Annotated in this window: 12 protein-coding genes; 10 read left to right on the forward strand and 2 right to left on the reverse strand. The window is 70.9% G+C overall.

Going from position 1 to position 11,656, the window contains the following annotated elements:
* Window positions 1-7: 7 nt before the first annotated feature.
* Window positions 8-796, reverse strand: coding sequence for an SAM-dependent methyltransferase (locus O7607_RS23140; protein WP_269705277.1), 789 nt, complete (start codon window positions 794-796; stop codon window positions 8-10).
* A 155-nt stretch (window positions 797-951) separates the two neighbouring features.
* On the opposite strand from O7607_RS23140, the gene O7607_RS23145 reads away from it, so the two are divergent.
* The 8 genes from O7607_RS23145 to O7607_RS23180 all read left to right on the forward strand — a co-directional run bounded on the left by O7607_RS23145 (window position 952) and on the right by O7607_RS23180 (window position 8,360).
* Window positions 952-2,961, forward strand: coding sequence for a hypothetical protein (locus tag O7607_RS23145; RefSeq protein WP_269705278.1), 2,010 nt, complete (start codon window positions 952-954; stop codon window positions 2,959-2,961).
* Window positions 2,962-2,993: 32 nt separating this feature from the next.
* The gene (locus O7607_RS23150; protein WP_269705279.1) at window positions 2,994-3,389 is read left to right on the forward strand and encodes a hypothetical protein; all 396 of its coding nucleotides are present in this window, start codon (window positions 2,994-2,996) and stop codon (window positions 3,387-3,389) included.
* Window positions 3,390-3,806: 417 nt separating this feature from the next.
* The gene (locus O7607_RS23155) at window positions 3,807-4,109 is read left to right on the forward strand and encodes an urease subunit gamma (RefSeq protein ID WP_269705280.1); all 303 of its coding nucleotides are present in this window, start codon (window positions 3,807-3,809) and stop codon (window positions 4,107-4,109) included.
* Window positions 4,106-4,471 (forward strand): urease subunit beta, encoded by a 366-nt coding sequence (locus tag O7607_RS23160; protein WP_332367315.1) that lies wholly within the window; start codon window positions 4,106-4,108, stop codon window positions 4,469-4,471. Before O7607_RS23155 ends, O7607_RS23160 begins: the two co-directional genes overlap by 4 nt.
* Window positions 4,468-6,171 (forward strand): urease subunit alpha, encoded by a 1,704-nt coding sequence (locus O7607_RS23165; protein WP_269705281.1) that lies wholly within the window; start codon window positions 4,468-4,470, stop codon window positions 6,169-6,171. The genes O7607_RS23160 and O7607_RS23165 overlap by 4 nt, the downstream gene beginning before the upstream one ends.
* Window positions 6,171-6,863 carry an urease accessory protein UreF gene (locus O7607_RS23170; RefSeq protein WP_269705283.1) on the forward strand — a complete coding sequence of 231 codons (693 nt, stop codon included), beginning with the start codon at window positions 6,171-6,173 and terminating at the stop codon, window positions 6,861-6,863. Before O7607_RS23165 ends, O7607_RS23170 begins: the two co-directional genes overlap by 1 nt.
* Window positions 6,864-6,951: 88 nt before the next feature.
* Entirely contained in the window at window positions 6,952-7,623 is a 672-nt protein-coding gene (gene ureG, locus O7607_RS23175) for an urease accessory protein UreG (RefSeq protein WP_332367316.1), read from the forward strand.
* The gene (locus tag O7607_RS23180; protein ID WP_269705285.1) at window positions 7,623-8,360 is read left to right on the forward strand and encodes an urease accessory protein UreD; all 738 of its coding nucleotides are present in this window, start codon (window positions 7,623-7,625) and stop codon (window positions 8,358-8,360) included. Before ureG ends, O7607_RS23180 begins: the two co-directional genes overlap by 1 nt.
* On the opposite strand, the gene O7607_RS23185 is transcribed toward O7607_RS23180, so the two are convergent.
* A complete protein-coding gene (locus O7607_RS23185) occupies window positions 8,347-8,823 on the reverse strand; it encodes a MarR family winged helix-turn-helix transcriptional regulator (RefSeq protein ID WP_269705286.1) in 477 nt (158 codons plus the stop codon). The genes O7607_RS23180 and O7607_RS23185 overlap by 14 nt on opposite strands.
* A gap of 96 nt (window positions 8,824-8,919) precedes the next feature.
* Between O7607_RS23185 and O7607_RS23190 the strand changes: the two genes are divergently transcribed.
* A complete protein-coding gene (locus O7607_RS23190) occupies window positions 8,920-10,002 on the forward strand; it encodes a substrate-binding domain-containing protein (protein WP_269705287.1) in 1,083 nt (360 codons plus the stop codon).
* A 403-nt stretch (window positions 10,003-10,405) separates the two neighbouring features.
* Window positions 10,406-11,650, forward strand: coding sequence for an urea ABC transporter substrate-binding protein (urtA, locus tag O7607_RS23195; protein ID WP_269705289.1), 1,245 nt, complete (start codon window positions 10,406-10,408; stop codon window positions 11,648-11,650).
* The last annotated feature ends 6 nt before the right edge of the window (window positions 11,651-11,656 follow it).

Consider the following 11,656-nt stretch of genomic DNA (forward strand, 5'->3'; position numbering starts at 1 on the left):
GCGGCTGTCAGTCGAGCCGGCCCACCCCGCAGTAGGTGGAGAAGCGGCGAGGGTCCTCGTCCGGGTCGACCGGCCAGTCGGGCCGCCACTCGGGCAGTTGCACCAGCCCTGGCGGAATGAGGGTGTAGCCGGTGAAGAGCCGTTCGATCTCGGACCGGCTGCGCAGGGTCATCCGGGCGGTGTTGGCGTACCCCTGGTTGTAGGTGTCCCGTAGCGCCAGTGCGTCGGAACGTTCGTCGGAGGAGGCGTGTGACAGGGCGAGGTAGCTGCCCGGGGCGAGCCGGTCGCGGTAGTGGGCGATGATCGGCGCCGGGTCGGTGGTGAGCTGGTGCAGCACGCCCACCAGCAGGACCGCGACCGGCCGGTCGAGGTCGAGCACGTCGCGCAGTGTCGGGTCACCGAGCACCGCCTCGGGCTGGGTGAGGTCGGCGTGCAAGACCACGGTCCGCGGGTCGTCGGCCAGGAGGCGTCGGCTGTGGTTGTACGCCACGGGGTCGATGTCGACGTACGCGACGACGGTGTCCGGGGCGGCCTGGCCGGCGACCTCGTGCACGTTGCCCACCGTGGGGATGCCGGAGCCGAGGTCGAGGAACTGCCGGATGCCCGCGTCGACGAGCGCCCGAACCGCGCGCCGCAGGAACGCGCGGTTGGCCCGCATGATGTGCCCGATGTCGGGCATGGCCTGCTCCATGCGGGCCGCCAGCGCGCGGTCCGCCGCGAAGTTGTGCGACCCGCCGAGGAAGTAGTCGTAGACCCGCGCAGGGCTGGGCGTGTCGAGATCGGGGGTGAGGTCCATGACACAAGTGTCCGCCGATACGCCTGTTCCGCGCTGTCCTGCGACACCCGACGACGTTCTTTGAGGGTGTCCACGACGTGCGGAAAGCCGGAAACGCGGTTCTCCGAATGACGTTCGCTTCCGTAGGATCTCCGGCGATCAAAGGGGATGAGACGGTGGGCGACTTCCAGCAGTTCGTGACAGATGTGACCTCGCGTCTGTCCACCATGTCCAGGGGCGAGTTGTACCTCGTGGGCGACGGTCTCGACCGGGACTCGCTCTGGCTCACGTTCCTCGAGTCCTTCCCCGCCGGCACCAATCTGCGGTTCCGTGAGCGGTCCGAGTACGACTGCTCGACCTGCCGGGGGTTCATCAAGCACTTCGGCAACGTCGTCGAGATCCACGACGGGCGGGTCCGTACCGTCTGGTCCGGGGTGTCGGCATCCGACCCGGTCTTCTCCGTCGTCGCCGCCGCGATGGACGAGTTCGTCCTCTCGCTGCCGTTGACCACCATCTTCCGGTCCAGCCAGGCGCAGTACGGGACGAAGACCACCCGGACGCTGCGCGACGGCCAGGTCGAGGTGTGGCATCACCTGCACGGCCGGGTGGCAGAGCGGCATCACACCGAGGACGTCGGCACGGCACAGGGCACCTTCGACGGCGCGGTGCAGGTCTTCCGGCGTGGCCTGGCCGAGCTGACCCGGCACGCTCTGGACACCGTGGTCGACCTGATCGACGACAACGCCCTCTACCGCGGCACGGAGCATCGACCGGCGGTGACCGAGTTCCGGTCGCTGCAGAGCCGGTGGGCGAAGGCGACCGACGGACGCGCCTTCGTCTTCGCCAACGCCATGAACCCGGCGGCACGTCTGCGCAACACGGTGATCGGCACTCTCGTCCAGGATCTCTCCGCGGGCGTCGACCTGGCGCAGGCGGTCCGGTCGTTCGAGACGAAGGTGGCGCCGCAGAACTACCAGCGACCCACCGCGTTGATCACCCCGGCCATGGTCAAGGCTGCCATGAAGACCATTGACGAGCTGGGTATCGAGGATTCGTTGCAGCGACGGTTCGCCCGGCTGTCCGACGTGTCGATCACCAACGTGCTGTGGGTGGACAACGACACACAGCCGCTGATGAAGGACGGCATCGAGGGGCTGCTCATGCAGGCGGCCACCACGACGTCGACGGGTGCGCGCCTTCGTGACGCGAAGCCGGAGGAGGTTCCCGTGGTCTCCTTCATGAAGGACATCCTGCCCGGCGCCACCACCATCGACCTGTGGGTCGCCAACGCCTACGAGCCGCACTTCGTCAGCCTCACGACCGGGCGGCATCCGGCCGCTCCGCGGTTGTTCAAGTGGGACAACGATTTCGGCTGGTCGTACGGCGGCAACGTCACCGACTCGATCCGGGAGAAGGTCAAGCGGGCCGGCGGCAACGTCACGGGCAAGCTGCGGGTGAGCCTGTCCTGGTTCAACCACGACGACCTCGACCTGCACGTGTTCGAACCCAACGGCGACCACATCTGGTACCAGGAGAAGCGCAACAAGCTGGACGTCGACATGAACGCCGGCGGGCCGCTCTCCCGTGAGCCGGTGGAGAACGTCACCTGGGCCGACCGTGTGCCCGACGGTGAGTACCGGATCGAGGTGAACCAGTACCGCAAGCGGGACAGCGCGCAGGTCGGCTTCGTGATCGAGACCGAGAGCAACGGGAAGATCGAGCATTACCGCCACGAGCGCGCGGTCGGCCACAAGGAGACCGTCGAGGTGGGCCGGATGACTGTCTCCGGCGGGGTGATCACCGCTTTCCGGCCGGGTAAGGACGTGCAGCAGGGCAGTGCGGGCAAGGAGTTGTGGGGCATCACCACCGAACAGTTCGTACCGGTTTCCACCGTCATGTACTCGCCGAACTACTTCGACGACAACGAGGTGGGCAACCGGCACTACTTCTTCATGCTGAAGGGGTGCGTGAACGACCAGCCGACGCGGGGGATCTACAACGAGTTCCTCCGCGCCGATCTGCAACCGCACCGCAAGGTGTTCGAGGTTCTCGGCGACCGCACCAAGTGCGAGCCGTCGCCCGATCAGCTTTCCGGCCTCGGCTTCAGCTCCACGGTACGCAACTCCGTGGTCGCCAAGGTGACCATGACCGGCGGCCGCCGCCGCCTCATCAGCATCCAGTTCTGATTCCCACCCCGACATCGGGGAGAGAGGCCATCGTGACCATTTTTGAGAAGGCCACGCGGGAGAAGTTCCGCTATCCGTCGGCCAAGGGACAGCTGACCACGGAACAGTTGTGGGAGCTGCCGCTGACCGCCAAGTCCGGCTTCAGCCTCGACGACGTGGCCAAGGCGGTCAACGCCGAACTCAAGGCCGTCGACACCGAGTCGTTCGTCGCCACCGAGGCCAATCCGGCCAAGGCGACCCTGGAGACCAAGCTGGAGGTCGTCAAGCATGTCATTGCCGTCCGCCTCGCGGAGGACCAGGCGGTGAAGGCGGCGGCGGCCAAGAAGCTGGAGAAGGAGAAGCTGCTGGCGGTCCTGGGCCGCAAGCAGGACGCGGTCCTGGAAAACCTGACCGAGGCAGAGCTGCTGGCACGGATCAACAACCTGTAGCCCGCCTGCGGTCGGCCTCGGCCAGCCGGTCCGCACATCGACCGGACCCCCCCGTCATCGGCATGGACGTGCACGGGATCGGGGACACGACCCACAGGCTCACGGTGCGCGCCGAGATCGGCTCGGCGCGCACCCTCTGCGTATTCGCCGGCACCCGATCCCTCATCCCGAGCACACTGTTGCCCCCGCCGGTGACGATCCTCTACGGTCGGCTGAAGCGGTGGGCGGTGCGGTCCGCATCCGACCGACACCGCCGGGTGCCCCTCGCGGGCCGGGACGGTGGAGTCCCGGGCCACCCCGTCGGCGGCGTCGCGGCGGTCGTGTGACTCCAGCTCGTCCTCCGGGTGGTGCTGCCCGGCGCGGCTCCGCGCGGAGCCGGCGGCGAGCGGGCCACGCCGATCCCCACCGGAGAATCCCGTGTTCCTCAGCCCGCACGAACAGGACCGCCTGCTCGTCCACGTCGCGGCCGACGTCGCTCGCCGCCGCCGCGAGCGCGGCCTGCGACTCAACTATCCCGAAGCCGTCGCGATCATCGTCGCCTTCCTGCTCGAAGGGGCCCGCGACGGACGGTCGGTGGTCGACCTCATGGCCGCCGGCCGGACGGTGCTCGGCCGCGAGGACGTCCAGGACGGCATCCCCGAGATGCTGAGGGAGGTGCAGGTGGAGGCGACGTTCCCGGACGGTACCAAGCTCGTGACGGTGCACCACCCGATCCCGTGATCCCCGGGGAGATCCTGCCGGCGGCCGGCCCGGTCGAGATCAACGTGGGTCGGCCGGTGACCACGGTGGTCGTGGTCAACACCGCCGACCGTCCGGTGCAGGTCGGTTCGCACTACCACTTCGCCGAGGCCAACCCGGCCCTGATGTTCGACCGGGCGGTCGCCTGGGGTCAGCGTCTCGCCGTTCCGGCGGGAACCTCGGTCCGGTTCGAGCCGGGCGTGAGCCGCGACGTCGAGCTGGTCCCGCTCGGCGGCGCACGCGTCGTGCCCGGTCTGCGCGGCGAGTGCGCCGGGCCGCTCGACGAAGCGCCACCGACCGCGCCGGAAACGGACGCGCCGACGAGCGACGGGCCGGCGCGGTGAGCGCCGTGCGGCGGGACCGCTACATCGACTTGTACGGGCCGACCACCGGCGACCGCATCCGGCTGGCCGACACGAGCCTGCTGATCGAGGTGGAGACCGACCACTGTGTGGGCGGCGACGAGGCGGTCTTCGGCGGCGGGAAGGTGATCCGCGAGTCGATGGGCCAGTCGCGGGCCACCCGCGCCGAGGGTGCCCTCGACACCGTCATCACCGGTGCGGTGGTGCTCGACCACTGGGGCGTGGTCAAGGCCGACGTGGGTCTGCGCGACGGGCGGATCGTGGCGCTGGGCCGGGCCGGTAACCCGGACACCATGCCCGGCGTCCACCCCGAGCTGGTCATCGGCCCGGCCACCGAGGTCATCGCCGGCAACGGCCGGATCCTCACGGCCGGCGCCGTCGACACCCATGTGCACTTCATCTGCCCGGAGATCGTCACCGAGGCGCTCGCAAGCGGCATCACCACACTCGTCGGCGGCGGCACCGGCCCGGCCGAGGGCACCCGGGCCACGACCGTCACCCCGAACGCCTGGCACCTGGCCCGCATGCACGAGGCGCTGGACACGCTGCCGGTCAACGTGCTGCTGCTCGGCAAGGGCAACACCGTCTCGCCGGAGGCGCTGTGGGAGCAGTTGCGCGCCGGCGCGGGCGGGTTCAAGCTGCACGAGGACTGGGGCACCACACCGGCGGCGATTGACGCCTGCCTGCGGGTGGCGGACGCCTCCGGGGTGCAGGTGTCCATCCACACCGACACCCTCAACGAGGCCGGTTTCGTGGCCGACACGCTGCGGGCGATCGCCGGCCGGGCCATCCACTCGTACCACACCGAGGGCGCGGGAGGCGGGCACGCGCCGGACATCATCACGGTGGCCGGCGAGCCCAACGTGCTGCCGTCGTCGACCAACCCGACCCGGCCGTACACCGCCAACACCCTCGCCGAGCACCTGGACATGCTGATGGTCTGCCACCATCTCAACCCGTCCGTGCCGGAGGACCTGGCCTTCGCCGAGAGCCGCATCCGGCCGTCCACCATGGCCGCCGAGGACCTGCTGCACGACCTCGGCGCGATCTCGATCATCGGCTCCGACTCGCAGGCGATGGGCCGGGTGGGCGAGGTGATCCTGCGAACCTGGCAGAGCGCGCACGTCATGAAGGAGCGGGTCGGCACGCTACCAGGCGACGGCGCGGCCGACAACCACCGGGCCCGCCGGTACGTGGCGAAGTACACCATCTGCGCGGCCATGGCGAACGGGCTGGACCGGGAGGTCGGCTCGGTCGAGCCGGGCAAGCTGGCCGACCTGGTGCTGTGGGAGCCGGCGTTCTTCGGCGTACGACCGCACCTGGTGCTCAAGGGCGGCATGATCGCGTACGCCCAGATGGGTGACGCCAACGCGTCCATCCCGACGCCGCAGCCGATGCTGCCGCGCCCGATGTTCGGGGCGTACGGTGCCGCCGCCTCGGCTACCAGCCTGGCGTTCGTCGCGCCGGCCGCCCTCGACGCCGGGCTGCGCCTCGACGTGCGGCGACGGGTGGTGCCCGTCGCGGACGTGCGCTCGCGGGGCAAGGCGGACCTGCCGGAGAACGACGCGATGCCCCGGATCGAGGTGGACCCGGACACCTTCACTGTGCGGATCGACGGTCAGGTGGTGGAGCCGGACCCGGTGCCACGCCTGCCGATGGCCCAGCGGTACTTCCTGTTCTGATGGCGACGTCGAGTCTGCTCCTGCTGCTGGCCGACGGCCGCTTCCCGGCCGGTGCGCACGCCCACTCGGGCGGCCTGGAGGCGGCCGTCGCCGCCGGCCGGGTCACCGACCTGGCCACGTTGGAGGCGTTCCTGGCCGGCCGGCTGGCGACCGCCGGGCTGGTCGGTGCGGCGTTCGCGGCGGCGGCGCACCGGGCGGTGACCTCGGCCGGTTCCGCCGTGCGCCGGTCCACGCTGGCGTTGCTCGACGCGGAGCTGGACGCCCGGACGGCGGCGCCGGCGCTGCGTACGGTGTCCCGTCGCCAGGGACGGGCTCTGCTGCGCGCGGGCCGGGCCATCTGGCCGGAGGCGTCCTTCGACGACCTGCCCGCCACACCGGGCGGAGCGCACCAGCCGTTGGTGCTCGGGCTGCTCTGCGCCGCCGCCGGCCTGAGCCGCGCCGAGACCGCCACGGTCGCCACCCACGGGACGGTGACCGGTGCGGCCAGTGCTGCCGTACGCCTGCTCGGCCTCGACCCGTACCAGGTCCAGGCCCTGCTGGTCGGTCTCGCCTCCCGGTGCGACGGCACCGCCGCCGCGGCGGCCCGGGCCGCCGACGACCCACCCGAGCGGCTGCCCGCGGCAGCCGCGCCCCTTGCCGACATCCATGCCGAAGCTCATGCCACCTGGGAGGTGCGTCTCTTTGCGTCCTGAAACCGTTGCGCCGGCCGCTGCGCCCGATGCCGACCGGAATCCCGCCCCACACGACGAGACCGTTCCGCACACCCACCCCGAACCGGGGGTGGACCCGCATCCGCCGCTGGCGCAAGCCGGGCGGGCGCTGCGCGTCGGCGTCGGCGGCCCGGTCGGGTCCGGCAAGACCGCCCTGGTGGCGGCCCTGTGCCGGGCGTTCGCCGGCGAGCTGCGGCTCGGCGTGGTCACAAACGACATCTACACGACCGAGGACGCCGACTTCCTCAAGCGGGCCGGCGTGCTGGACCCGAGCCGGATCCGCGCCGTCGAGACCGGTTGCTGCCCGCACACCGCCATCCGGGACGACATCGGGGCCAACCTCGACGCCGTGGACGAGTTGGCCGAGGCGGTCGGCCCGCTGGACCTGGTGCTGGTCGAGAGCGGCGGGGACAACCTGACCGCCACCTTCAGCCGGGGCCTGGTGGACCGGCAGATATTCGTGGTCGACGTGGCCGGCGGGGACAAGGTGCCGCGCAAGGGCGGACCCGGTGTGACGTCCGCCGACCTGCTCGTGATCAACAAGACCGACCTGGCCCCGATGGTGGGCGCGGACCTTTCCGTCATGGACCGGGACGCGCGGGCCCGGCGCGGCGACCTGCCGACCGTGTTCCTGTCGATCGTCGGCGACACGGCGGCGGGACCGGTCGCCGACTGGATTCGCCACGAACTGGCCCACCACGCGGCAGCGCATCCGGTCGCCGCGCGGGGCGGCCCGGCCTGATGCGCGCGTACGCCCGGCTGGTGGCCCGGGCCGACGGCCGGGGCGGCACGGTCCTCGCCGAGCTGCGCGGTGAGACGCCGCTGCTGCTGCGACAGACGCCCGGCACCGGTCGTGCCGTGACCGTGTACGTCGTCGGCGGAGCGGCCGGCCCGCTCGCCGGCGACGACCTGCGGCTGGACATCGACGTGGGACCGGGGGCGGCGGTGCGGGTACACACCGTCGCCGCCTCGGTCGCCCTGCCCGGCCGGCCCGGCGTCGCGTCGCGGATGGCGGTCCACGCCGTGGTGCGCGACGGCGGCGCACTGCACTGGCTGCCCGAGCAACTGGTCGCGGCGGCCGGCTGCGCGCATCTCGCCGAGTCCCGGGTGGAGCTGGCCGCCGGGGCGAGGCTGACCTGGCGCGACGAGGTGATCTGCGGCCGGTACGGCGAGGCGCCGGGCGGCGCCGTCGTCCACACCCGGGTCGACTACGACGGCCGGCCGCTGCTGCGCCAGTCGCTTGCCGTGGGACCGGGTGCGCCCGGCTGGGCCGGCCCCGCGGTGCTCGGCGGCGCACCGGCCACCGGGTCGCTGCTGGTGGTGGACCCGTCGCTTCCCGACGAGCGGGCGACGGTCGAGGGCACCGTCGCCCGGCTGCCCCTGGCGGGTGGTCCGGCGACACTGTGGACCGCCACCGCTCCCGACGCGCACACGCTGCGCGCTCACCTCGACGGCGAGCCGCTGCTCACCGAGGTGTAGGGAGGCGAAGGCCGGCCGCTTCGGCGTTGTCGCGGCGACCCGCCGGGTCGAGCCGGGCGATCAGGTCGGCGAGATGGTCGAGCAGGGCGGTGTCGGCCGGTATGCCCGCCTCGGCGAGGCTGGTCCGGACCCGTTCGTCGACGCGGGCGTGCTCACGGCGGCCCCGGGCGGTCAGGTAGGCCCGGATCCGCCGGCGGTCCAGCGGGTCGATCCGCCGGAACACCAGGTTACGGTCGACGAGCTGGTCGACCAGCTTGGTGAGGGTCCCGGGCGGCAACGACGCCTCGGCGGACACCTCGCTCATCGGATGGCCCTGGCCGTCGGCGAGCAGGCAGAGCACCCGCCACGCCTCGGTGGTCAGGTCGTCGTCGGCCAGAACGGCGGCCAACCGGCGGGAGAGCAGCCGTTCGGCGCGGGTGAGCGAGCGCAGCAGATCGGCTGGCGCCCCGGGCACGTCTGACATGGAACTCCCTGGGCCGGTGGCCCTGTCATCGTAGCGACTCGTCCCGCTCCGTGGAGAGCTGTGGTTTTCCCACGTCGGCCGGGCAATCATGGGCTCATGTCCGCGCCGGCACCGCCGTGGCTCACAGTCGATCGGGCCGTGGTCAGCATCGCGCTGGTGTACCCGATGCGCGGGCCAGCGGGAATGTTCGGTCCGACCTGCGAACTCTGCGCCCAGCTCGCGGTCGAGGAGATCAACGCCGGTGGCGGGGTGCTGGGCCGCGAGGTGCGGCTGGTGCCGGTCGACGGCGGCGCCCCGCCGGCCGAGGTGGCCGCCCAGGTGGAGGCGCTGGTGTCGATGGGCGCCGTGCAGGGTGTGACCGGCTGGCACATCTCCTCGGTGCGGCAGGCGCTCGCGCCCCGGGTCGCGCACCGCGTGCCGTACGTCTACACCGCCCTGTACGAGGGAGGTGAGCGTACCGAAGGGGTCTATCTGACCAGCGAGACACCGGATGCCCAGCTGTGGCCCGCGATGCGGCTGCTCGCGGGGGAGCAGGGCGTGCGCCGCTGGTTCGTGGTCGGCAACGACTACGTGTGGCCCCGGCGCACCGCGCGGGCGGCCCACCGGTACGCGCTGCGCGGCGGTGGCCGCGTGGTGGGGCAGGCGTTCCTGCCGTTGGAGACGCACGACTTCGACGACGTGTTGCGCCGGATCGAGCGCAGCGGCGCCGACGCCGTGGTGATGCTGCTCGTCGGCGCGGACGCGGTGCGGTTCAACCGGGCGTTCGCGCGTGCCGCGATGGACCAGCGCTGCCTGCGGCTGAGCACCCTGATGGACGAGAACATGCTGCTGGCCAGCGGGGCGGGCGCGACGCGGCGGCTCTACAGCACGGCGGGCTTCTTCGCCGGCCTCGTGACGCAGGAGAACCTCGACTTCCACGGCGAGTTCGCCCGCCGGTTCGGGGTGGAGGCGCCGCCGCTGGGCAGCCTGGGGGAGTCCTGCTACGAGGGCGTGATGCTGCTCGCCGCCCTGATCGGGCAGGCCCGCACCCTCGACGTACGGGCGATCGAGACGGCTGCCGACACGGTGGCGTACCACGGGCCGCGCGGTCGGCTGCAGCTGCGCCGGCGGCACGTGCGTCAGCGGATCTACCTCGCCGAGGCCGACGGCCTCGACTTCACCGTGCTCGCCCAGATCTGACCGTCCGATGCGGACCCTTGACACGTCCACCCGGCCCGGCCCTAAGATACTTCCTGCGTGAAGTATCTGTCCCGGAGGGTGGATACCGCGATCTCCTGTCCACCGTCGGCGGAATGCGTCCGCCGACCATTCCGGTGGCAATTTTTTCACTGCGTTGACCACGGCTGAAACCGCCTTACACCAGGCGGTTGCGGCCGTTGTGGCGTGCGTTCTCTCCGCTGTGCGGGAAACAGTCAATTAAGGACTGGGAAACGTCCGCGCAATCATGCCGGTCGACGCTTTGCGTGCCCGTAGCCAATGCGATGACCGTAGTTGACGTCCACCCGTCGGCTCCGGCGTCGCCAACTCCACCGGACCGCACCGACCGTCCTTTCGCTACCTGAGTGCACCGCAGGGAGATTAGATGTCACTTCTTCGGAGCCGCCGCATCATGGCGGGTGCCATGACCCTCGTCGCCGCGGTCGCCGTGACCGCGTGCGGCAGCAAGACCAGTGACGAGGGCGGCGCGGCCGGCGTCACCGCCGACGTCTCCGGCAACACCGTCAAGGTGGGCCTGCTCAACTCGCTCTCCGGCACCATGGCGATCAGCGAGGTCACCGTCCGCGACTCCATCATGCTCGCCGTCGAGGAGATCAACGCGGCCGGCGGCGTCCTCGGCAAGAAGATCCAGCCGATCGGGGAGGACGGCGCCTCGGACTGGCCCACCTTCGCGGAGAAGGCCGAGAAGCTCATCTCCGAGGACCGGGTGGCCGCCGTTTTCGGCTGCTGGACGTCGGCCAGCCGCAAGGCGGTCAAGCCGGTGTTCGAGAAGAACAAGGCGCTGCTGTTCTACCCGGTGCAGTACGAGGGTCTGGAACAGTCGCCCTACATCTTCTACACGGGCGCGACGACCAACCAGCAGATCGTCCCCGGGCTCGACTACCTCAAGGCTCAGGGAACGAAATCGGTCTACCTGGTCGGCAGCGACTACGTCTTCCCGCGCACGGCCAACAAAATCATCAAGGCGTACGCGGCGGCGAACGGCATGACAGTGGTCGGCGAGGATTACGCGCCACTCGGGTCGACCGAATTCGGCACGATCGTCAACAAGGTCAAGTCGTCCGGCGCGAAGGCGGTCTTCAACACCCTCAACGGCGACAGCAACGTGGCGTTCTTCAAGGAGTACAAGTCGGCCGGGCTGACCGCCGCCGCGATGCCGGTGGTCTCGGTGTCCATCGCCGAGGAGGAGGTCAAGGGCATCGGCACCCAGTACCTGGAGGGCCAGCTGACCGCCTGGAACTACTACCAGACCACGCCCGGCGCGGCGAACAACAAGTTCGTGGCCGCGTACAAGGCGAAGTACGGCGCGGACAAGCCGACGAGCGACCCGATGGAGGCCGCCTACGTCAGCGTCTACCTGTGGAAGGCGATGGTCGAGAAGGCCGGCACGTTCGACGTCGAGAAGGTCCGTGGCGCCTCCGACGGAATCACCTTCGAGGCGCCGGAGGGCCTGGTCACCGTCGACGGCAAGACCCAGCACATCGCCAAGACCGCCCGCATCGGCAAGGTCGGCGCGGACGGCCTGATCACCGAGGTGTGGAACTCCGGCAAGCCGATCGCGCCGGACCCGTACCTGACGACCTATCCGTGGGCGAGCGGCCTGAGCTGACGACGC

The organism is Micromonospora sp. WMMA1949 (genome assembly GCF_027460145.1).
Taxonomy (GTDB): Bacteria; Actinomycetota; Actinomycetes; order Mycobacteriales; family Micromonosporaceae; genus Micromonospora.